This is a genomic window from Sandarakinorhabdus sp., from assembly GCF_032115815.1.
Lineage (GTDB): Bacteria > Pseudomonadota > Alphaproteobacteria > Sphingomonadales > Sphingomonadaceae > Sandarakinorhabdus.
On record NZ_JAUMBI010000065.1, the window covers coordinates 1 to 19,929 of the forward strand.

24 protein-coding genes are annotated in these 19,929 nt (G+C 64.7%); 17 read left to right on the plus strand and 7 right to left on the minus strand.

What is annotated here, in order from left to right; translation table 11 throughout:
• The 8 genes from RT662_RS03850 to fliD all read left to right on the plus strand — a co-directional run.
• Window positions 1-565, plus strand: a 565-nt coding sequence (locus RT662_RS03850) for a hypothetical protein (RefSeq protein WP_313669315.1), incomplete at its 5' end; no start/stop codon positions are given.
• Window positions 562-861: a FliM/FliN family flagellar motor switch protein gene (locus tag RT662_RS03855; protein ID WP_313669317.1), complete on the plus strand. Its 300-nt coding sequence runs from the start codon at window positions 562-564 to the stop codon at window positions 859-861. The genes RT662_RS03850 and RT662_RS03855, both read left to right, overlap by 4 nt.
• Window positions 862-932: 71 nt before the next feature.
• Window positions 933-1,193: a flagellar biosynthetic protein FliO gene (locus RT662_RS03860; RefSeq protein WP_313669319.1), complete on the plus strand. Its 261-nt coding sequence runs from the start codon at window positions 933-935 to the stop codon at window positions 1,191-1,193.
• Window positions 1,190-1,843, plus strand: coding sequence for a flagellar type III secretion system pore protein FliP (gene fliP / locus RT662_RS03865; protein WP_313669321.1), 654 nt, complete (start codon window positions 1,190-1,192; stop codon window positions 1,841-1,843). The genes RT662_RS03860 and fliP overlap by 4 nt, the downstream gene beginning before the upstream one ends.
• Window positions 1,840-2,124, plus strand: coding sequence for a flagellar biosynthetic protein FliQ (locus tag RT662_RS03870; RefSeq protein WP_313669323.1), 285 nt, complete (start codon window positions 1,840-1,842; stop codon window positions 2,122-2,124). Before fliP ends, RT662_RS03870 begins: the two co-directional genes overlap by 4 nt.
• Complete coding sequence (locus tag RT662_RS03875; protein WP_313669324.1) at window positions 2,121-2,819, plus strand: flagellar biosynthetic protein FliR; 699 nt, start codon at window positions 2,121-2,123, stop codon at window positions 2,817-2,819. The genes RT662_RS03870 and RT662_RS03875 overlap by 4 nt, the downstream gene beginning before the upstream one ends.
• Entirely contained in the window at window positions 2,819-3,922 is a 1,104-nt protein-coding gene (locus tag RT662_RS03880; RefSeq protein WP_313669325.1) for an EscU/YscU/HrcU family type III secretion system export apparatus switch protein, read from the plus strand. The genes RT662_RS03875 and RT662_RS03880 overlap by 1 nt, the downstream gene beginning before the upstream one ends.
• A 17-nt stretch (window positions 3,923-3,939) precedes the next feature.
• Window positions 3,940-5,343, plus strand: a complete 1,404-nt coding sequence (gene fliD / locus RT662_RS03885; RefSeq protein WP_313669326.1) for a flagellar filament capping protein FliD — start codon at window positions 3,940-3,942, stop codon at window positions 5,341-5,343.
• Between the two features lie 11 nt (window positions 5,344-5,354).
• On the opposite strand, the gene RT662_RS03890 is transcribed toward fliD, so the two are convergent.
• Complete coding sequence (locus tag RT662_RS03890; protein WP_313669327.1) at window positions 5,355-6,392, minus strand: sigma-54 dependent transcriptional regulator; 1,038 nt, start codon at window positions 6,390-6,392, stop codon at window positions 5,355-5,357.
• Window positions 6,393-6,599: 207 nt separating this feature from the next.
• Between RT662_RS03890 and RT662_RS03895 the strand changes: the two genes are divergently transcribed.
• The gene (locus RT662_RS03895; protein ID WP_313669329.1) at window positions 6,600-7,361 is read left to right on the plus strand and encodes a hypothetical protein; all 762 of its coding nucleotides are present in this window, start codon (window positions 6,600-6,602) and stop codon (window positions 7,359-7,361) included.
• On the opposite strand, the gene RT662_RS03900 is transcribed toward RT662_RS03895, so the two are convergent.
• Together RT662_RS03900 and RT662_RS03905 are read right to left on the minus strand one after the other, a co-directional pair.
• Window positions 7,362-8,393 carry an alpha/beta hydrolase gene (locus tag RT662_RS03900; protein ID WP_313669330.1) on the minus strand — a complete coding sequence of 344 codons (1,032 nt, stop codon included), beginning with the start codon at window positions 8,391-8,393 and terminating at the stop codon, window positions 7,362-7,364.
• Window positions 8,393-9,778, minus strand: a complete 1,386-nt coding sequence (locus RT662_RS03905; RefSeq protein ID WP_313669331.1) for a cytochrome P450 — start codon at window positions 9,776-9,778, stop codon at window positions 8,393-8,395. The genes RT662_RS03900 and RT662_RS03905 overlap by 1 nt, the downstream gene beginning before the upstream one ends.
• Window positions 9,779-9,893: 115 nt before the next feature.
• On the opposite strand from RT662_RS03905, the gene crtY reads away from it, so the two are divergent.
• Genes crtY through RT662_RS03920 form a run of 3 tightly spaced genes read left to right on the plus strand, consistent with a single transcriptional unit; the run spans window position 9,894 to window position 13,538 of the window.
• Window positions 9,894-11,060, plus strand: a complete 1,167-nt coding sequence (gene crtY, locus RT662_RS03910; RefSeq protein ID WP_313669333.1) for a lycopene beta-cyclase CrtY — start codon at window positions 9,894-9,896, stop codon at window positions 11,058-11,060.
• Complete coding sequence (locus tag RT662_RS03915; RefSeq protein WP_313669334.1) at window positions 11,057-12,550, plus strand: phytoene desaturase; 1,494 nt, start codon at window positions 11,057-11,059, stop codon at window positions 12,548-12,550. Before crtY ends, RT662_RS03915 begins: the two co-directional genes overlap by 4 nt.
• A gap of 55 nt (window positions 12,551-12,605) precedes the next feature.
• Complete coding sequence (locus RT662_RS03920; RefSeq protein ID WP_313669336.1) at window positions 12,606-13,538, plus strand: phytoene/squalene synthase family protein; 933 nt, start codon at window positions 12,606-12,608, stop codon at window positions 13,536-13,538.
• A gap of 57 nt (window positions 13,539-13,595) precedes the next feature.
• Here the strand turns inward: RT662_RS03920 and RT662_RS03925 are convergent, their stop codons facing one another.
• Together RT662_RS03925 and RT662_RS03930 are read right to left on the minus strand one after the other, a co-directional pair.
• Window positions 13,596-13,898, minus strand: a complete 303-nt coding sequence (locus RT662_RS03925) for a hypothetical protein (RefSeq protein ID WP_313669338.1) — start codon at window positions 13,896-13,898, stop codon at window positions 13,596-13,598.
• Window positions 13,899-13,935: 37 nt separating this feature from the next.
• A complete protein-coding gene (locus RT662_RS03930; RefSeq protein ID WP_313669340.1) occupies window positions 13,936-14,529 on the minus strand; it encodes a beta-carotene hydroxylase in 594 nt (197 codons plus the stop codon).
• Between the two features lie 74 nt (window positions 14,530-14,603).
• On the opposite strand from RT662_RS03930, the gene RT662_RS03935 reads away from it, so the two are divergent.
• Together RT662_RS03935 and RT662_RS03940 are read left to right on the plus strand one after the other, a co-directional pair.
• Window positions 14,604-14,930, plus strand: a complete 327-nt coding sequence (locus tag RT662_RS03935; RefSeq protein ID WP_313669341.1) for a hypothetical protein — start codon at window positions 14,604-14,606, stop codon at window positions 14,928-14,930.
• Window positions 14,931-14,965: 35 nt separating this feature from the next.
• Window positions 14,966-15,325: an excalibur calcium-binding domain-containing protein gene (locus RT662_RS03940; RefSeq protein WP_313669343.1), complete on the plus strand. Its 360-nt coding sequence runs from the start codon at window positions 14,966-14,968 to the stop codon at window positions 15,323-15,325.
• A gap of 140 nt (window positions 15,326-15,465) precedes the next feature.
• Here the strand turns inward: RT662_RS03940 and uvrB are convergent, their stop codons facing one another.
• On the minus strand, window positions 15,466-17,670 hold the full coding sequence (gene uvrB, locus RT662_RS03945; RefSeq protein WP_313669345.1) for an excinuclease ABC subunit UvrB: 2,205 nt from the start codon (window positions 17,668-17,670) through the stop codon (window positions 15,466-15,468).
• 33 nt (window positions 17,671-17,703) lie between these two features.
• Window positions 17,704-18,477, minus strand: coding sequence for a cytochrome b/b6 domain-containing protein (locus RT662_RS03950; protein ID WP_313669347.1), 774 nt, complete (start codon window positions 18,475-18,477; stop codon window positions 17,704-17,706).
• 81 nt (window positions 18,478-18,558) lie between these two features.
• Here RT662_RS03950 and RT662_RS03955 point away from each other — a divergent pair, with 81 nt between their 5' ends.
• From RT662_RS03955 to RT662_RS03965, 3 genes are all read left to right on the plus strand, one after another.
• Complete coding sequence (locus RT662_RS03955) at window positions 18,559-18,786, plus strand: TraY domain-containing protein (RefSeq protein WP_313669349.1); 228 nt, start codon at window positions 18,559-18,561, stop codon at window positions 18,784-18,786.
• Window positions 18,770-19,042, plus strand: a complete 273-nt coding sequence (locus RT662_RS03960; RefSeq protein ID WP_313669350.1) for a type II toxin-antitoxin system RelE/ParE family toxin — start codon at window positions 18,770-18,772, stop codon at window positions 19,040-19,042. The genes RT662_RS03955 and RT662_RS03960 overlap by 17 nt, the downstream gene beginning before the upstream one ends.
• 138 nt (window positions 19,043-19,180) lie before the next feature.
• On the plus strand, window positions 19,181-19,588 hold the full coding sequence (locus tag RT662_RS03965; RefSeq protein WP_313669351.1) for an NTF2 fold immunity protein: 408 nt from the start codon (window positions 19,181-19,183) through the stop codon (window positions 19,586-19,588).
• Window positions 19,589-19,929 lie beyond the last annotated feature (341 nt).

Consider the following 19,929-nt stretch of genomic DNA (forward strand, 5'->3'; position numbering starts at 1 on the left):
GAGCGTGCATCCCGGGCGCGGTCTGGCGCCCGGCGCGCCCGATATCGCGCCGGAATTGGGGGCGCTGCTGGCGACCATCCGGTTGGGCGGCGATGTGGCCCGGCCGGTGGCGCAGATTTCCGGCGTGGTGACCGCACGCCATGCAAGGCTGCTGGGCGATCAACTGCTCGCCCTGGCCCACCGGCTGTGGCCCGCTGGCCGCCGCCGGCCGCACATCACGCTGGATGTGCTGGCCACGGTTGCGCCGGAAACCAGCGTGGTGGGCAGCATCCGCCTGGCCGCGCCGCCCGATCCGGTGCCGGTGCAGCCGCCGGTGCTGCTGGGCGAGGCGCTGTTCACGCTGCCGATGCGGCTGGCCGTGCGCATTGCGGAAGAAGAGGTGCCGTTGATGCGCCTGCTGCCGCTGGAACCCGGCCTGATCATTGGTTTCAACGCCTGCCCCGACATGCCGGTGCGGCTGGGCGATTGCCAGGTGGCACTCGCGAGCCTCGCGCCGCTGCCGGATGGCCGCCAACAGGCCAGCATCACCGCCCTTGCCCTCAAACCCATCGGAGACCGCACATGACCATCGACCCCGGCAACATGCAGGGCCAGCCCACCGATCCGCCCCATGATGTGACCCGCCTGGGTGGTTTTGGCGCGATCAGCGTGCGGCTGGCGATTGAAGTGGGCGGCATCCGCCTGAAACTGACCGATGTGCTGAACATGGCACCGGGCCAGGTGCATGTGCTCGATCGGCGGGTGGATCAGCCGGTGGACGTGCTGATTTCCGAACGGCTGGTGGCGCGCGGCGAAATCGTGAGCGTGGGCGACAAGTTTGGCGTGCGCCTGACCGAGGTGCTGCCGGGGAACGGGTTGTGATTGGGGCAAACACACTCCTTCACCGTCGCCCCGGACTTGATCCGGGGCCCCGCTTTCTTGGCGAGGATGGAGTGAAGGAAACAGCGGGGCCCCGGATCAAGTCCGGGGCGACGAAGGAAGAGGGAAGAGGCCGCCTGACCATCGGCGCGCTGGTGGACGGCTTGCGCCGCCGCGCGCCCGGTTGGAGCCTGCCGGCCCGCCACGCCCAGGTGGTGCAATCGCTGCCCCTTGGCCCCGGCAGCCGGTTGCTGGTGGTGGAGTTTGGCGGCAAGCGCCTGCTGGTTGGCCAGTCGCGCGCCGGGCTGAGCCTGCTGGGCGAGACTGCGGAATGAACGAAGTGCTGAACCTGCCGCCGCTGTCGGCGTCTCTGCAGATCTTGCTGCTGATGACGGCGCTGACGCTGCTGCCAGCGGCGCTGCTGATGATGACGGCCTTCACCCGCATCGCCATCGTGCTGGCGATCCTGCGGCAGGCGCTGGGGCTGGGGCAGAGCCCGCCCAACCAGTTGTTGGTGGGCACCGCATTGTTGCTGACCGTGTTCGTGATGAAGCCGCAGCTCGACCGGATTTACGATGGCGCGTGGAAACCGATGGTGGCTGGCAGCCTGCCCGCCGAGCAGGCGCTGGCGCGGACAGGGGCGGAGCTGAAGGCGTTCATGCTCACCCAGACGCGCACCAAGGATTTGACGCGCTTTGCCGAAATTGCCGGCGGCGGGCCTTATGCGCGGCCCAGCGATGTGCCGTTGCCGGTGGTGATGCCGGCGTTTGTGTCGAGCGAGTTGAAGACGGCGCTGGAAATCGGGCTGGTGGTCTATCTGCCGTTCCTGATCATCGATCTGATCGTGGCGTCGATCCTGATGGCGATGGGGATGATGATGGTATCGCCGGCCACGGTGAGTCTGCCGCTGAAGATCGCGCTGTTCGTGATTGTTGATGGCTGGAGCCTGGTGCTGGGCGCGCTGGCCAAGAGTTTCGGATCATGAGCGGTAACGCCCCCGACGATGTGATGCTGGGCGATCTGGCGCGCGAGGCGGTGCTGCTGTTTGCCGGCAGTGCGGCGCTGTTCCTGGTGCCCTTGCTGGTGGTGGCGATCGTGGTGGGCCTGATCCAGACGATCTTTTCGGTGCAGGAAAGCAGCATCAGTTTCCTGCCCAAGCTGGCGGCGCTGGTGATGGTGACGGCCATTGCCGGGGAGGGCCTGATGCTGGGGCTGGCGGATTATCTGGAGCGGGGCCTGACCGACATGGTGGGGGCGATCAGGTGAACACCGCCATCCCGGGCGTTGATGGGCTGGAATGGCTGATGCGGTTCATGCTGGCCGCCGTGCGCCCGCTGGCGATGGTGGTGCTGCTGCCCAATATTGCCGGCGCCGATCTGCCATGGCGCGGGCGACTGGCGCTGGTGGCGGCGCTGGCCGTGTTTGCCGCGTTCCGGCCCGGCGCGCCGGTGTTGAGCGGGGCGGATGTGCCGGGCGAAATGCTGGCCGGGTTGGTGGCGGGGCTGGCGCTGGCCTTTGGTGCGGCCGGGCTGGCGGGGGAAATGCTGGCGCAGATGGTGGGGCTGGGCTTTGCGCAGCTGGCGCAGGCCAACACCGGCGTGCTGTCAGCCCTGTTTACCACGCTGGCCTGGGTGGCGCTGCTGGCTGGCGATGTGCATCTGGAATTGCTCGCGCTTTTGGCCACGATGACGGTGCCGGTGCTGGAACTTGCGGATATCGCTGCCTTCGGAGGCCTGATGTTCCTGTGGGGGCTGAAGGTGGCGTTGCCGATCCTGGCGGTGCTGCTGCTGGCCAATGCGGTGGTGGCGATCACCAACCGGGCGGCGCCGCAGCTTTCGGCGATGGCGGTGGGGCCGGCGGCGCTGCTGCTGGCGTTCGTGACACTACTGCCGCTGCTGTTCGGGCATCTGTTTGGCCGGCTGGCGCAGGCGCTTGAATCCGCGCTGGGTCTGCTCGGCTGATGGCGGGGGAGAAGACCGAAAAGCCAACACCGCGCCGGCGCGAGAAGGCGCTGGAGGATGGCAATGTCTTTGCGCCGAAGGAATTGGCCCCGGCCGGCAGCCTGGCGGTGGCGACGTTGTTCCTGGCCGTGGCCGGCCAGGCGTTGTGGCAGGATCTGGCCGGGTTTCTGGCGGACTCGTTGGTCGGGGCCGCAGCGGCCGATCCGCGCGGGTTGTTGCCGCGGCTGCCGATTGCGTGGCCGCTGGCGCTGTTCGTGATGGTGGCGGTGGCGGCGTTCGGGTTGCAACTGGCGGTGACGCGGCATGTGAGTGCGGGGCTGGCGGCGCCGAAACTCTCCCGCCTGTCGCCGCTGAATGGCCTGAAGCGGCTGTTTGGCTGGCAGGGGGTGGCGGGGGCGGCGACGGCGCTGGTGAAGATTGGCGGCATGGTGGTGCTGGCGGTGATGGTGCTGCAGCCGTTGCTGCCCAGCCTTGTGGGGCTGGAGGAGGGCGGGATGCCGATGATTGGCGCGGCGCTTCTGCGGCTGGCGATGGCGGCGACTCTGCTGCTGCTGGCGGTGGCCGCCATTGATGCCGGTTTCACCTGGTGGCGGCGTGAACAGCAGTTGATGATGAGCCGCGAAGAAGTGAAGCGCGAATCCCGCGAGAATGAGGGCGCACCCGAACTGAAGGCGGCGGTGCGGCGCGCGCAGATGATCGCCGCACAGGGACGGATGAAGAAGGGGCTGGCGACGGCGAGCGTGGTGGTGGTGAACCCGACGCACTTTGCCGTGGCGCTGCGCTATCGGGCGGGTGAGGATGAAGCGCCGGTTGTGGTGGAGAAGGGCCGGCTCGACATGGCGCACGCGCTGATTGCGGCAGCAAAGGAGCTGAAGCTGCCGATCATCCGCACGCCGCGGCTGGCGCGTGCACTGTTCTGGTCGGCGAAGCGGGGCGAGATGGTGCGGCCGGAACTGTTCCAGGCGGTGGCGACGATCCTGGCCTTCGTAATGCGCTTTGATGATCCGGAAGGCGAAGCGGTGCCGGATGTGTTCGTGCCGCCGGCGCTGGACTTCGATGAGAACGGCCAGCCCCGCAAACCCGGCGCGCCGCTGCCGTTATGAGCATTTGAGGATTTGCCATGGCCACCAATGTGCTCACTGCCTTCAACGCTGGTTCCGGGCTGGACAGCCGGGCGCTGGTCGATGGGCTGGTGAATGTGGAACGCGAGGTGCGATCGGCGCCGCTGACCCGACGGGTGGAAACGCTCACCGCCCGCATTTCGGCGCTGGGGCAGTTGCGCTCGGCACTTTCCGGCATTGCCACGTCGCTCGACAGCCGCGTGCGCACCGGCGAGTTGGGCGTGCAATTGGCCAGCAGTGATGCCGCGATCGGCGTGGAGCGGGTGGGCATTGGCCCGGCCGGTACAGTGGCGTCGGGGGTGGTGGTGAACCGGCTGGCGGGCGGTCAGCGGCTGAACAGCGCGACGTTCACCAGCGGCAGCGATCCGGTCGGGCTGGGCACGCTGAGCTTTCAGTTCGGGCGCCGCACGCCCGTTGTTGGCGGCGGCTTCACCTTCGCTGCCGGCACGCGGCCATCGGTGAACGTGACCATCACGGCAGAGAATAACACGCTGGCCGGGCTGGCCCGCGCGATCAACGAGTCGGGCGCCGGTGTCACCGCCAGCATCATCGCCAGCGCCGGCAGCGCCACGCTGGTACTGCGCGGGCCGGAAGGGGCGGAAAATGCCTTCGTCATCAGCGCTGCAGCCAACGGGGCTGGTCTTGAACGCTTCAACCACACGCCCGGCACCGAAACCTTGGGTTTGGGCGAAGCGGCGCAGGATGCGGAGCTGGTGGTGGACGGGGTGGCGATCACGCGGGGCACGAACCGGATCGAGGATGTGATTGCCGGCGCGCGGCTGAACCTGAAGCGCACCACCACCGCCGGCGTGGCGATCACTGCGGCGCGTGACGGTCAGGCGATTTCGGGGGCGCTCGCCGATTTCGTTGGCACGCTGCAGGCGATGCGGCAGTTGATCGGCGATTTCCGCCGGCCGCCCCAGGATGGCGAGGAGCCCGGCCCGCTGGCCAATGATCCCACTGCTCGCGCGCTCGATCAGCGCATCACCCGGCTGATCACCCAGCCGGTAAGCCAGGCGAATGGCCTGCGCCTCGCTGACTTGGGCGTGAGCATCCAGCGCGACGGCAGCATCACGGTGAACACGGCGCAGCTGGCCAATCTGCCGGCAACGCGGCTGGGCGATGCCGAAGCCCTGCTGCGCGAGCTTTCGGGCGCAGCCAGCCCGACACGGCCGAACCGGCTGCAGAGCATCGCGCAATTGGCGGTGACGGCCAGTGAGGGCCTCACCCGCCAACGCGACCGCGCCAACGCCGATCTTGAAAAGGTGAACCGCGCGGCCGATGTGCAGCGCATCCTGCTCACCCGCCAGTTTGCCGCGATGGACCGGGCTGTGGCCCAGTCCCGCGCCACGCAGGTGCAATTGGATCAGCAGATCGCCTTCTGGACCCGCAGTGAGAATTGAGGGCGCGACAGTTAATCCGCCACCGCAATCTGCATCCGCCGCATCTTTTCGATCAGCGTGGTGCGCTGCAGGCCGAGCAGGCGGGCGCAGCGCGCGATGGTGCCGCCCGACAAGGCCAGCGCTTCGCGGATATAGGCCTGTTCCAGATCGGCCAGCAGCTGTTTCAGATCCACCCCGTCCGGCCCGAGCAGCGCGGGTGGGGCGTGATCGGGCAATTCCAGGCTGCTTGGCGGCGCAATCTCGTTCGGCCGTGCCGGCGGCGGCAGCAAGGACATTTGGGGCGGCGAGGTGGCGCCGCGCAGCAATTGGGCCAGCGCCTCGCGGCCGATGGTGTCGCCGCCGTGGTGAATGCAGGCGCGTTCGACGAAGTTCTTCAGTTCCCGCACATTGCCCGGCCACGGCAGGCCGGCCAGCGCCTCCAGCGCCGCAGGCGTGAAGCGGGCCGGCCGCGCGGCAGCTGACAGGAAATGCTGCACCAGGCAGGGCACATCTTCCGGCCGTTCGTTGAGCGGCGGCATGGCGATGTGGATGACATCAAGCCGGTAGAGCAGATCGGCGCGGAAGCGCCCCGCGGCGATGGCGGCGGTGAGATCCACCGATGTTGCCGCCACCACCCGCACATCCACGGCGATCGGCAACATCCCGCCCACCCGTTCGATCACCCGTGTTTCCAGCGTGCGCAGCAACTTGGCCTGCATCGCGGCTGGCATGTCGCCCACTTCGTCCAGGAACAGCGTGCCACCGTGCGCCGCCTCGAACCGGCCGGCGCGGGCCTTCACGGCGCCGGTGAAGGCACCCAGTTCATGGCCGAACAGTTCGGATTCCAGCAGATCGGCCGGCACCGCGGCACAGTTCAGCGCCACGAACGGCCGGGCGGCGCGGCGGCTTTTCTGGTGCAGCAGCCGGGCGACCACATCCTTGCCGCTGCCCGATGGCCCGGTGATCAAGACCGAGGCATCGGCATCGGCAATCTTGTCGATTTCACTGCGGATGGCAGCAATGGCCGGGCTGATGCCGACCAATGCGGCCAATTGCAGATCAGTACGCACCGCAACTGGTGAACTATGCCTGGATTTGCCCCGCATGCCGGATAATCCTTAACGCAATAATAACCAAGCTGGCACCAGTTCTCGTTTGCCCCAACTGGTGTGCACTTGCTGTTACAGGGTGAATGGCTTTGTACAGGGCACGAATGCTTCCAGTATGATGCAGGCTGTGGCATCAATTGGGCAGAACTTCTCCAATACGGACCTGTCATGAACGAATGTCGCATCCTGGCACTGGGCGGAGACTGGCCACAGGTTGGCCCTGGCTGGCGTTTGGTGGCGCCAAACGACGATCCGCTCGCCGTGATGGCCGATCTGGCACTGGTGCCGGCCGATTCGGCCCTTGATGATCTGTTCATCGATCGGCTGGCGCTGCCGCTGCTGGTGGCGGTCGGCGAGGCCCCGCTGCCGCGGTGGCTGGATCGGGCCGATGGCTTCGTGCTGGCCGGCGATGATGAAGACACGATCGCCACTGTGGCCGGCCGCGTGCTTCAGCAGGGGCAGGGCTGGCGGGTGGCCGAACAGGCCGGCACGGCCGAGCATATCTCGGCGCTGTCCGCCGAAGCCCGGCGCATTGCCGATGCACTGGCGCAATTGGCGCGCGATACCGAAGGCGATGGCGAAGCGCAGGTTTCAGCCGCGATGGTGCGCCGGCTCATCCGCCTGCGCCGCGATCGCGAACGGCATTTCCCCGCTGATCTGTTCGGCGATCCGGCGTGGGACATGCTGCTCGATCTGGTGGCGGCGCGCATGGAGGGGGTGGATGTTGCCGTTTCCAGCCTGTGCGTGGCCGCCGCCGTGCCCACCACCACGGCACTGCGCTGGGTGCGCAGCCTGAGTGAAGCCGGCGTGTTCGTGCGCCGCACCGATCCGGGTGACGCCCGCCGCGCCTTCATCACGCTTTCCGATTCTGCGCACGACGCGATGATCGGCTGGCTCAGGCGCTTTGCGACGGTGTTTGCGTTGCGCTGATCAGCTGACCCCGCCGACCGGCACGACCGCGTCTCCGGCGCCGATGGGGAAGGGCTGGCCTGTCCGTTCCAGCAATTCCAGCACTGGCGCCAGGCTGCGATCGGGCGCTTCCTCCATCGGGATATGGCCGATGCCATCAAGGATGGTAACGCGGCTGCCCTTGATCTGGCTGTTGAACCATTGCGCCACTGAAACTGGGATGAGCTTGTCTTCGCGGCCCCACAGGATCAGCGTTGGCACGGTGAGGGACTTGAGCTTGTCTGCTGCCCCATCGTCGCCGCTGTACTGGCCAAAGCGCTGCACCGTGGCGCGGCGGTTGCCGGGATAAAGATGCAGTTCCCAATAACGATCGATCATCGCCGGCGTGGCGATCGCCTGGTTCGAAATCGATTGGGCGAAGGATTTTTCGAAAATCACGCGCGGGGTAACGGTGGCCAATATGTCGCGCGCCACGGGAATCCGGGCTAATCGAAAGCCGAGCGGCGGGGAGGAGCCTTTGGGCATCGGTTTGCCGCTGGCATCAACGAGGATCAGTGCCGACAGCCGTTCCGGATGCGAGACGGCATAGCGCCAGGCAACGCCTCCACCCATCGAATTGCCGCCCAGCGCAAAACGCTTCAGGCCCAGCCTGTCCACCAGCTGTTCAACAATGCCGGCATAGGCCGCACCAGTGTAGAGGCCCTGCGGCGTTGGGCCGGACAGGCCATGCGCCGGCAGATCGAGCGTGATGACGCGATAGCCCTTGGCGGTGAGGCGCTGCATCCACGGCTCCCACGTGTGCAGCGAGGCGTCGCTGCCGTGGACGAGCACCACCGGGAAACCATCGCGCGGGCCTTCATCACGGAAATGAATGGTGGTGCCGGGCGACAGTTCGATGAACTGGCTGGCTTCATTGGCATATTTGGCCTTGAGCGTTTCAACCGGAATATCGGGCGTGGCGAACACCGCCCACAGCACGGCGATCAGGCCGGCGAACACCGCCAGCCCGTAACCCAACCCGCGCCACCAATTGCGCTTCTTGCCGCCACTCATCAGATCGCCTCGATCCGGACGGGCAGGCCATCCTTGGGCTTGGGAATCGGGAACATGCGGAAATCGCTTTCCACGTCACCCAGCGGCTTTTCCGCCACGATGCGATGGCCTTCCAGCAGCGCGAAGAAGAACATCTTCACCTGCATATAGGCAAAATGCTGGCCCAGGCACATGTGGGCGCCGCCGCCGAACGGCACCCAGGCATATTTGTGGCGGCCACGGCTGTTTTCGGCGGTGAACCGCGTTGGATCGAAATGCTCCGGGTTCGGCCAATATTCTTCCAGGCGGTGGCTGATCATCTGGTTGACGCCGATATGCGCGCCAGCCGGCACGACATGGTTCTGGAAGGTGAAGCTTTTCACGGCGCGGCGCGGCATCGACGGGACGGGCGGGATCAGCCGCAGCGCTTCCTTGAACACCATGTCGGTGAGTTCCATCTCGCCCAGCGTCTGATAGGTCAGCTTGCCGTGGCGCTCGCGGATGCCCTTGATTTCTTCGCGCAGCTTGTCCTGCCATTCCGGATATTTTGCCAGGCACCACACGATCGAGGTGATCGACGATGTGGTGGTGTCGTGCGCGGCCATCATCAGGAAGTTCATGTGATCGATGATGTCCTGCTCAGTGAGCAGTTGGTCATTCTCGTCGCGGGCGTTGCAGACCTGGGTGAAGATGTCGTTGCCGTCCACCCCGCGCCGCTTGGGGATTTCGCCGGCGAAATACTGGCTCATGAAGGCGCGGCCATCGACGCCGCGCTTCATGGCGGTGAAGGGCAGCGGCTTGCGGATCACGCCAACCGACGCCGCAACCATATCGCAGAACGCCTTGTTGATCTTTTCCGCCTCGCCGCCCCACGGCACGCCTAGGAAGCTGGTGGCGGCGAGATCGAGGGTGAGGGACTTGATCGATGGGTAGAAGTTCAGCGATTTGCCCTTCGGCCATTTCGCCAGCCCGCGGGTGATGCCTTCATCGAGCTGGGTGAAATAATGCTGCATCGGCTCGGTCTTGAAGGCGACGCTGAGTGTCTTCCTGTGGATGCGATGCTCTTCGAAATCCATCAGCATCAGCCCGCGCGGGAACAGCAGTTCCAGCACCGGGTTCCAGCCCAGTTCGCTGGAGAAGATCTTGTCCTTGTTGAACAGGATCATCTCGTTGGCTTCCGGGCCGATCATCGAAACGCCCCAGCCGCCGAAATCCTGGCGGCGCACGATGCGGCCATGCTGCTCGAACAATTCGCGGCTGCGGCCCAGCGGGTTGGCGAGGAACTTCAGCGTGCGCAGGATCGGAAAGCGCGCCGGGACCATGCCGGGGATATGCTCCAGCTCGGCGTAGGTCGGTTCCGGCAGATCGGCCGGGATGAATTCGCTTTTGGCGACGGGGGCATTCATGGGGGCTTGCCTCTTGCTGGGTGCGGAGGTGAGATACGCATAATATTGCGCCCACGCAATCACAGCGGCAAACCGCCACTTCCCCCGGCGGCGGTGCGCGGGTAACACGCCAAGCGTGACACCGGATTTCGATCTTGTCCTGGCCGGCGGCGGCCTTGCCAACGGCCTCATCGCGTTGCGCCTGGCGCAACTGCGCCCGGAACTGCGCGTGGCCATCGTCGAAGCCGGGCCGGCTATTGGCGGCGATCACACCTGGTCCTCGTTCGGCCTCGACATCAATGAAGAACAGCGCCGTTGGACCCAGCCGCTGTTTGCGCATCGCTGGGATTGCTATTCGGTGCGCTTCCCGCGCCATGCCCGCACGCTGAACGTGGGTTATGGCAGCAGCAACAGCGATCGGCTGGCGGCGGAAGTGGCCAAGGCGCTGCCGCCGGAGCGCATCATCACCGGCGTGCCGGTGGTGGCGATGACGCCGACCAGCGTGACGCTCGCCGATCAGCGCGTGCTGACCTGCAACGCCGTGATCGATGGCCGCGGCCAGAGCAAATCGACCGCGCTCGATCTGCGGTGGCAGAAATTCCTCGGCCAGGAAGTGGAACTGGCCGAACCGCACGGCCTCGCCGGCCCGATCATCATGGATGCGACCGTGCCGCAGCAGGATGGCTATCGCTTCATCTACACGTTGCCCTTTGGCCCCCGGCATCTGCTGATCGAGGACACGTATTTTTCTGACGGCCGCGATCTGGCGCCCGATCTGCTGCGCCAGCATATCGCCGATTATGCCGTGGCCCAGGGCTGGCAGATCACCGCCGTCACCCGCGAGGAAGCCGGCATCCTGCCGCTCGCCATTGGCGGCGATATCGAGAAGTTTCTGGATGAAGGCGTGCCTGGCGTCGCGCGTGTCGGTCTGGGTGCCGGCCTGTTCAACCCGGTGACCGGCTACAGCTTCCCCGATGCCGTGCGCATGGCCGATCTGATCGCCGCGCTGCCGGCGTTCGACGCCGCGACCATCCACCGCGCCTGCCGCGACCATGCGGTGCGTGTGTGGAACAGCCGGGGGATGTATCGCATCCTGAATCGCATGTTGTTTCTTGCCGCGCAGGACGAGGAACGGCGTACGATCATGGAACGTTTCTATGAACATCCAGACGATCTGGTGGGCCGGCTCTATGCCGCCGACAATCGCTGGAATGACTGGCCGAAGGTGTTTTCCGGCCGGCCGCCCATCCCGCCGCTGCGGGCGCTGGGCACGCTGGTCAAATATGAATTGGGGATAAGATGACGACTGCCGCAGTGATTGGTTCCGGTTTTGGTGGCCTGGCGCTGGCCATCCGCCTGCAATCGGCCGGGATCCAGACCACGTTGATCGAAGCCCGCGACAAGCCGGGTGGCCGTGCCTATGTGTTTGAAGACGATGGCTTCATCTTCGATGCCGGCCCGACCGTGATTACCGATCCGACCTGCCTCGAAGAATTGTTCGAGCTGTCTGGCCGCAAATTGTCGGACTATGTCGAACTGATGCCGGTGATGCCGTTTTACCGCCTGATGTGGGAAGATGGCACGGTTTTCGATTATTCCAACGACGAAAAGGAACTGCTGCGCCAGATCGGCGAACTCAACGTGAAAGACGTTGCCGGCTATCAGGAATTCCTGAAATTTTCGGATAACGTGTTTCGTGAAGGCTATGAAAAGCTGGGCCATGAAGCGTTCCTTGATTTCAAGTCGATGCTCAAGGCCGCGCCGCAGCTGATGCGTTATGAAGCCTTCCGTTCGGTCTATTCGATGGTGTCCCGCCACATTGAGGACGAGCGGCTGCGCCAGGCGTTCAGTTTCCACACGCTGCTGGTGGGCGGCAATCCGTTCCGGACGTCCAGTGTCTACGCGCTGATCCACGCGCTCGAAAAGAAATGGGGCGTCTGGTTCCCGCGCGGCGGCACTGGTTCGCTGGTGCGCGGCCTCGTCAAGCTGTTCGAGGACATCGGCGGCACCGTGCGCATGGGCAGCAAGGTCGAAGCCATCATGGCCGACAGCGGGCGCGTTACGGGTGTTCGCTGCGCCGATGGCTGGTCGGGCCGCTTTGATGCGGTGTGTTCCAATGGCGACGTGGTCAACACCTATCAGGAACTGCTGGGCGGCCACCCGCGCGGTGCCGAAATGGCGGCCAAGATGAAGCGCCGCAGCTTCTCGCCGTCGCTGTTCGTGCTGTATTTCGGCCTGAAGGGTGTGCGCACCGATGTTGCGCACCACACCATCCTGTTTGGCCATCGCTACAAGGAACTGCTCAGCGAAATCTACAAGGGCGGCGAGCTGCCGGAAGATTTCTCATTGTATCTGCATCACCCGACGATGACCGATCCGGGCCTCGCCCCGGAAGGCCACGGCGCCTATTATGTGCTGTCGCCGGTGCCGCATCTGGGCAAGCTGGATATCGATTGGGAAAAGGAAGCCCCGCGTTATGCTGAATCGATCCTGGAAGCGTTGGAGCGCCGGGTTCTGCCCAACCTCAAGCGCGATCTGGTGACGATGCGCACCTGGACGCCGAAGGATTTCGAAACCGAACTGTTTGCCCACCAGGGCAGCGCCTTCAGCCTGGAACCGGTGCTGTGGCAGAGCGCCTATTTCCGCACCCACAACCGCGATGATGTGCTGTCCAACCTCTATTTCGTTGGTGCCGGCACGCACCCCGGCGCCGGCATCCCCGGCGTGGTGGGCAGCGCCAAGGCCACTGGCAAGCTGATGGTGGAAGACCTGCTGGGCAAGAAGGCGGCTTGAACTCCGCCATTCAGCCCGCTTGCGCCGCGCGGCGCAGGCGGGCAGAAGCCCATCCGTGTCTGTCGTCCTCGATAATGCCCGCACCGCCATCGCGCGCGGTTCGAAAAGCTTCGCACTGGCCAGCCGCCTGTTCGATGGTCCAACGCGCGATCGCGCCATGCTGCTGTATGCCTGGTGCCGCCACACCGATGATGTGATCGATGGGCAGGTGTTGGGCGAGGGCCGCAACGATGATCGCCGCCCCCCGGCCGAACGCCTGGCCGAAGTGCATTGGGAAACCGAACGCGCGCTGGCTGGCAACCCCACGCCCGGCACGCCCTATGAAGCGCTGGCCATGGTGGTGCAGCAGACCGGCATGCCGGCGCGTTATCCGCGCGATCTGATCCAGGGCTTCCGCATCGACATGGAGGAACGGCCGTTCCACAGCTTCGATGATACGCTCACCTATTGCTATCATGTCGCTGGCTGCGTGGGCGTGATGATGGCGATCGTGATGGGCGTGAAGCCCGACGAGCGTGCCGTGCTGGAACGCGCCTGCGATCTGGGCATGAGCTTTCAGCTCAACAACATCGCCCGCGACGTGGTGGAAGACGCGATGAACGGCCGCCGTTACATCCCCGATGATTGGCTGACCAGCGTGCGGCTGGAGCCGGACAGTTACGTGCTGGAACGCAACCGCCGGCAGCTGTCGCGGCTGGTCGCGCGGTTGGTGTTCAAGGCCGAGGACTATGAGGAATCAGCCCGCTTCGGCACCTCGGCACTGGGCAACCGCGCCGCCTGGGCTGTGCTGGCCGCAGCCCGCATCTATGGCGGCATCGGCCGCAAGGTGCGCGGGCTGGAGGAGGAGGGGTTGGCCCAGCGGGTTTCGACGACGAAAGCCGAAAAGGCGCAGGCGGTGGCATTGGCGCTGGGCGATGCGCTGGTGCGCAAATCACGTTGGCCAATGCCCGGGCCAGCCCGTGAAGGCTTGTGGACGATGCCGGAGTGAAGAGAAGCCAAAGCTTTCGTCGCCCAGAGCAATGAGCGCATTGTGGTGCTGGTATTCTCAACGCTTGGAAACGAAGTTTGCCTTCTTGAATTCGGCCATTTGGCTCAAGAACACGGCAGTGCCGATACAGCGATAGATCACATCCTCGTCCTGAGGCACGACCGCCACATTGCGATATTTGCGCCTCAAGGGCTTCAGGGCAGCAACGAACGCATCGCGGTCGCTAGGCAGCAAGAATGTCGTGCTACCGAATGAAGCACGGCATGCATCAGGTGCCGCATACGACACGGTAACAGCGAGCTCATTGCTCTTGCTCGCTGCCGAGGTGCCAGGGAGCACCATTATGGCCAGCGCAGCCAAATGCGCGCCTCGGCATTTGGTTGCCATCGGCAAAATCCTACCGCGCCCAGTGCTCGGCGTTGTCGATCATCCCCATCTCGGCCTTCATCTTGGCGCTCGCGCGGATGCGGCCGCGGCCATCAGCTTCCAGTTGCGCCTTCAGCTTGCGGATTGGCGGCGCCCAGATGAAGCCGAAGCTTACCGTGCCGTGCTTGGTTTCCACCACATGGTGCAGCCGGTGCGCCTGCACCACGCGCTTCATGTAACCCCATTGCGGGTTCCAGCTGTGCTTCACCCGGCGATGCACCAGAATATCGTGCAGGAAGAAATAGATGGCGCCATACATGGTGATGCCGGCACCAATGGCGGTGAGCATGTGCAGGCCATAATGGGTGCCGATCATCAGCAGGATCATCGACGGGATGGCGCCGGCCACGCCGAACCAGTCGTTGCGCTCGAACCGGCCAGTGCGGGGTTCGTGGTGAGATTTGTGCAGCACCCACAGGAAACCGTGCATCACATATTTGTGCGAAACGATGGCCACCACCTCCATGATTCCCACCACGAGGAGCGCGATGCCGATGCCCTGCCACCAATTCACATCGGCAAGCGCGGGGTAGCGGGTGGAAAGGCTGGCGAGATAGTCAAGCATGGGTTCATGCTATAGCCAGACAACGCACGCTAATCACCTCTGTAGTTGCCGCACCCCATCAATTCGGAGCCGACATGACGCCGCGCCCTTATCGCCTTGCCGCCCTTGTTGCCCTCATTGCCCTGCCGCTGGCGCTCACCGCCTGCGCCACCCCGGCGCAACGCATCACCACCAACCTGACCGAACTGGGCGTGCCGCCGCGCCAGGCCCAGTGCATGGGCGGCCGTTTGGGCGAACGCCTCTCCATCGGCCAGTTGCGCCGCCTGCAGGAACTGACCGGCCTGCGCCGCGAACGCTTTGAACGCATGAGCATCCGCGAGATCGCCAACCGGCTCACCGACGAGCGCGACCCCGGCCTGGTGGCGGAATTCCTGCGCGCCGGGGTGGGCTGCCTGATCTGATTGACGGGCCGGCCTGACTGGGTTTTCCTGGCGCGATGCTGCGGCGAACGCTCTGGAAGATGAAGGTGAAGTGGCCCAACCTTGGCCGTTGGCTGCTGGTTGGTTGTGGTCTGCTGATCGGCGGCTTGGGTGGCTGGTGGTTTACGCTGAAGGACTGGCAGCAAGATGAGCTGCTGTTCCGGACGAAATGGAAAGTCACGCAGATATTTGGCGCGGAACCGGCCCAGCCCCGTCCCTATCGCTATTTTGCCAACTGCAACGAAGCCCGGCTTGCCGGTTACGGCAGCATGTACGCCAACGAGCCATCTTACCGCCCGGAACTGGATGAGGATAACGACGGCGTGGCGTGTGAACCTTGGCGCGGCAGCCGAGGCTGGTCGCGGCGACCGCCGTGATTGCTGTTAGAGAAGCGGAATTGTCCAATCGTTGACCGTCACCCCGGCGAACGCCGGGGCCCATCTCCCCAATTTCGGGCACGGCGGCACTGCCGGGCGATGGACCCCGGCGTTCGCCGGGGTGACGATTAGGGGTGGGCTTACCGCCCCGCGCCGCTCCGTTTCGCGCTGAAACCCTTCTTCTGCATCTTGGAAAAGCGCGTCGTGCGCGTGCCGGCCACGCCGCCCGTCGCACGGCCCTTGGCGGCGGCGGCGCGTGCATCCGGCGGCAGGCCGAGTTCATCCATTTCCAGCCGGCGGATCTGGTCGCGGATGGCGGCGGCAGTTTCGAACTCCAGATCAGAAGCGGCCTTCTTCATCTGCTCTTCCAGATCGGCGATATAGGCCTTCAAATTGTGGCCGACGAGATGCTGGGTCTCGTCGTCACCCGTATCGACGACCAGCCCATCCTTCATCGACACATCGGCCAGCACATCGCCGATGTTGCGCTTGATGGTGGTCGGCGTGATGCCGTGTTCGAGGTTATATTCCTCCTGCTTGGCGCGCCGGCGATCGGTTTCCATCATGGCGCGCGCCATCGATCCGGTGATGCGATCGGCATAAAGGATCACCCGGCCCTCCACGTTGCGCGCGGCGCGGCCGATGGTCTGGATGAGCGAGGTTTCGGAGCGCAGGAAGCCTTCCTTGTCCGCATCCAAAATCGCCACCAGCCCGCATTCCGGGATGTCGAGCCCTTCGCGCAGCAGGTTGATGCCCACCAGCACGTCATACACGCCCAAGCGCAGATCGCGGATCAGCTCGATGCGCTCCAGCGTTTCCACATCTGAGTGCATGTAACGCACGCGCAGGCCGGCTTCGTGCAGGAACTCGGTCAAGTCTTCGGCCATGCGCTTGGTCAGCGTCGTCACCAGCGTGCGATAGCCGGCGGCGGCGACCTTCTTGGCCTCCTGGATCAGGTCTTCCACCTGATCTTCCACCGGCTTGATCTCCACCGGCGGATCGATCAGCCCGGTGGGGCGGATCACCTGTTCGGTGAACACACCGCCGGTCTTGTCCATTTCCCACGGGCCGGGGGTGGCGGAAACGAACACCGTCTGCGGCCGCATCGCCTCCCACTCGGCAAAGCGCAGCGGGCGGTTGTCGATGCAGCTGGGCAGGCGGAAACCATATTCGGCCAGCGTCACCTTGCGGCGGTGATCGCCCTTGGCCATGGCGCCGATCTGCGGCACCGTCACATGGCTTTCATCGATGAACAGCAGGGCGTTTTCCGGCAGATATTCGAACAAGGTGGGCGGCGGCTCGCCGGGCAGGCGGCCGGTGAGGAAGCGGCTGTAATTCTCGATGCCGGCGCATGCCCCGGTGGCGGCGATCATTTCCAGATCGAAATTGGTGCGCTGCTCCAGCCGCTGGGCTTCCAGCAACTTGCCTTCGGTGTTCAGCTCCTTCAGCCGCTCGGTCAGTTCGTGGCGGATGGCGTCCGCGGCCTGCTTCATGGTCGGGCCGGGCGTCACATAGTGGCTGTTGGCGTAGATCTTGATCTGGTCGAGCTTGGCCACCGTCTCGCCGGTGAGCGGATCAAATTCGCTGATCTGCTCGATCTCGTCGCCGAAGAAGCTGATGCGCCAGGCGCTGTCTTCATAGTGGGAGGGGTAGATTTCCAAGGAGTCGCCGCGCACCCGGAAATTGCCGCGCGCGAAACTGAGGTCGCCGCGCTTGTACTGCATGGCGACGAGCTTCCTCACCACCTCCTTCAGATCGGCCGAGCCGCCTTTCTTCAGGCTGAACGTCATCGCCGAATAGGTCTCGACCGAGCCGATGCCATAAATGCAGGAAACCGATGCGATGATGATCACGTCATCGCGCTCCAGCAGGGAACGGGTGGCGGAATGGCGCATCCGATCGATGGCCTCGTTCACGCTCGATTCCTTTTCGATATAGGTATCGGTGCGCGCCACATAGGCTTCGGGTTGGTAATAATCGTAGTAGGAAACGAAATATTCCACCGCATTATCGGGGAAGAAGCTCTTGAATTCGCCGTATAATTGCGCGGCAAGAATCTTGTTGGGCGCCAGGATCAGCGCCGGGCGCTGCACCGCCTCGATCACCTTGGCCATGGTGAAGGTCTTGCCCGAACCCGTCACACCCAGCAGCACCTGATCGCGCTCGCCCTGGTTGGCCTGGCCCACCAGTTCGGCGATGGCGGCGGGCTGGTCCCCGGCGGGCGTATATTCGGTGTTCAGCACGAACGGCCGGCCGCCTTCGGATTTCTCCGGGCGCGCGGGACGGTGCGGGGTGAACTCGGTCAGCTCCGTTTCGGCAAGGCTGGTGCGAATCTGGATGGCCATGGCGCCATCCTTGCACCATGTGCGCCGTTTGTTCTAGCGCAGCATGCGGCGAATGAGCTGGCGATCACGCAGCGCGAAATGATGCCACAGCACCGCACCGGCATGGGCCGCGAACGCCGCCACGAAGAGCCCGGAAAGCCAGATGTGCAACGCGCGGGCCGGCGGCATCGGCAGGGCTTCGGGCAGGTGCAGCCCCAAGACTGACCAGCCAGTGGCCCCGGCCAGCAGCAACCCCGAAACCGGCAGCGTCGCCAGCGCCAGATACAGCGCCAATTTGTTGAGCTTTGCCGCGCCATTCGGGCTGGCCGGGCCCGGCGAAGCGTGCTGGGCCGCCCACCGCAACAACAACAGGAAAAACACCGCAACGCCAATGCCGATATGCACCGAAAGAAATTCCGTGCGCTCCGGCGAGGCCTTCAGCACCGCCACGAACAACCCCATCGGCAGCGCAGCCAGCATCAGCACCGCGCTCGTCCAGTGCAGGATGCGCGCGATCTGGCCCCACTTCTGCCGCTGGTTCCAGTCCGGCACCGGCTCCGCCTGCCGCCGCCACTGCGCCGGCACCAGCGCCAGCAGCAACAACGTCACCAGCACCGCAATCACCGCCATGCTGTTCAGCAGCAACGGCCGCACATCATCGCTGGCGCGCGCCGCAAAGGTGCCATCACCATTGGCCAGCCAGATCGACCAGGCCATCATGCCCAACGCCGCCGCCGCGCCCAGCTGCGCCAACACCCGCCACGCCCACGCCGGATGGTTCAAGCCCACCGCCAGCCCCAGCGCCAGAAACAGATAGATGAAGGTCATGCCCGCGCCCGATGGGGGATAAGCCGGCGGGATGCAAGGGGAGGGGTTGCGATACGTGTATCGCAATGCTAATTTGCTGACATGCCGATTTCTCTGCGCCTGCCTGCCGATCTCGAAAGCCGCCTTTCGGCTTTGTCGGCCCTCACCGGGCGGTCAAAGACCTTCTATGCGGTGGAAGCCATCATCGAACACATCGACGATCTGGAAGACGCGCACCTCTCCGCCGAAATCCTCGCCCGCGTGCGCGCCGGCACCGAAGGCCGCGTGCCGCTGAACGATCTGCTGGCGGATTATGGCCTGGCAGATTGAGCTCACCGACAGCGCCGCCAAGCAGCTCCGCAAACTCGATCCGCAAATCGCCAAGCGTATCCTGACGTTCCTGCGCGACCGCGTCGCCACACTCGACGACCCGCGCAGCATTGGTGAAGCCCTGCGCGGCAAGGAACTCGGCGATTTCTGGAAATACCGTGTCGGCGATTGGCGCATCATCGCCGATCTGGATGACGGCGTGATGCTGATCACCGTGATCCGGCTGGGCAACCGCCGCGAGGTCTATCGGCGGTGATAGGCAGAGTAAGCGAGAAGAGGCCTCCGGCGGGCAGGGCCTGAGGCCCTGCACCCACTTTTGTTGGGATTTTGTGCACGCTCGACCCTGTTTTCACGCATATTGAAGTCGCAGGCGAATATGCAGGGCCAAAGATCGATGCAGAATAACCAACTTGAAGGCGGGAAGGCTGGGGGGCGCCGTAGATTCGTGTGGCCGTCCGCACTTTTCGTGGCAACGGCTCTGCTGTCGGGTTGTTCAGAGCCCAGTTCGACCTTCCAATATGTGGGCAAGGAGACCCGGCTGCTCGGTCCGCCCGGCGATGGTTACAAGCCGCCGGCAGGGTTGGTGAGGACGCCGGATACGGCAGCCGGTATCGCTGAAGCCGTCGCAGACGGCGTTTATGGTGCAGCGCAAATCCGCGAGCAGCGCCCTTATCAAGTGACTGACACACCGACCCACTGGATCGTGCGAGGCAACTTTCCAGAGCCAGCGAAGGGCGGCGTATTTGAAATCATCATCAACAAGCAGGATGGAGCGATCCTGCATGTTATACATGGCGAGTAGATAGCTGGGAGCCGCCTCAATACGAACGGGTCCAGGGTCTGCGACCCTGGCCGCCGGAGGCTCTTGTTGGTCTCTGTCCGCTCTGTCCTACAGCCCGGCCAATGGGTTAGACTGGCGATCATGGGCAGCATCGAGCAGCAACCAGCGAGTGTGCGGCGGCAGGGCAGGTGGGCGACAGCCGGCCCAAACTGGCCAGATGCGGAAAAACTGTCAAAACGGGCCGCGCGGGTGGGGGCATGACAAGTGCTGCCGCAAACCGTAAAGCCATCCTTGCCATGACCTACAGCAGCGACTTTCTCACCCGTCTCGAAACGCGCGGGTTCATTCACCAGATCACCGAT

Excerpts from the sequence above, each read along its gene's own strand:
- fliD (WP_313669326.1), top strand. The coding sequence starts at position 3,940 with ATGGCCACCAATGTGCTCACTGCCTTCAACGCTGGTTCCGGGCTGGAC.
- RT662_RS03880 (WP_313669325.1), top strand. The coding sequence starts at position 2,819 with ATGGCGGGGGAGAAGACCGAAAAGCCAACACCGCGCCGGCGCGAGAAG.
- RT662_RS03915 (WP_313669334.1), top strand. The coding sequence starts at position 11,057 with ATGACGACTGCCGCAGTGATTGGTTCCGGTTTTGGTGGCCTGGCGCTG.
- fliP (WP_313669321.1), top strand. The coding sequence starts at position 1,190 with ATGAACGAAGTGCTGAACCTGCCGCCGCTGTCGGCGTCTCTGCAGATC.
- RT662_RS03965 (WP_313669351.1), top strand. The coding sequence starts at position 19,181 with ATGCAGAATAACCAACTTGAAGGCGGGAAGGCTGGGGGGCGCCGTAGA.
- RT662_RS03930 (WP_313669340.1), bottom strand. The coding sequence starts at position 14,529 with ATGCTTGACTATCTCGCCAGCCTTTCCACCCGCTACCCCGCGCTTGCC.
- RT662_RS03940 (WP_313669343.1), top strand. The coding sequence starts at position 14,966 with ATGCTGCGGCGAACGCTCTGGAAGATGAAGGTGAAGTGGCCCAACCTT.
- RT662_RS03900 (WP_313669330.1), bottom strand. The coding sequence starts at position 8,393 with ATGAGTGGCGGCAAGAAGCGCAATTGGTGGCGCGGGTTGGGTTACGGG.
- RT662_RS03955 (WP_313669349.1), top strand. The coding sequence starts at position 18,559 with ATGCCGATTTCTCTGCGCCTGCCTGCCGATCTCGAAAGCCGCCTTTCG.
- RT662_RS03950 (WP_313669347.1), bottom strand. The coding sequence starts at position 18,477 with ATGACCTTCATCTATCTGTTTCTGGCGCTGGGGCTGGCGGTGGGCTTG.
- RT662_RS03895 (WP_313669329.1), top strand. The coding sequence starts at position 6,600 with ATGAACGAATGTCGCATCCTGGCACTGGGCGGAGACTGGCCACAGGTT.
- uvrB (WP_313669345.1), bottom strand. The coding sequence starts at position 17,670 with ATGGCCATCCAGATTCGCACCAGCCTTGCCGAAACGGAGCTGACCGAG.
- RT662_RS03905 (WP_313669331.1), bottom strand. The coding sequence starts at position 9,778 with ATGAATGCCCCCGTCGCCAAAAGCGAATTCATCCCGGCCGATCTGCCG.
- RT662_RS03960 (WP_313669350.1), top strand. The coding sequence starts at position 18,770 with ATGGCCTGGCAGATTGAGCTCACCGACAGCGCCGCCAAGCAGCTCCGC.
- RT662_RS03935 (WP_313669341.1), top strand. The coding sequence starts at position 14,604 with ATGACGCCGCGCCCTTATCGCCTTGCCGCCCTTGTTGCCCTCATTGCC.
- RT662_RS03855 (WP_313669317.1), top strand. The coding sequence starts at position 562 with ATGACCATCGACCCCGGCAACATGCAGGGCCAGCCCACCGATCCGCCC.
- RT662_RS03870 (WP_313669323.1), top strand. The coding sequence starts at position 1,840 with ATGAGCGGTAACGCCCCCGACGATGTGATGCTGGGCGATCTGGCGCGC.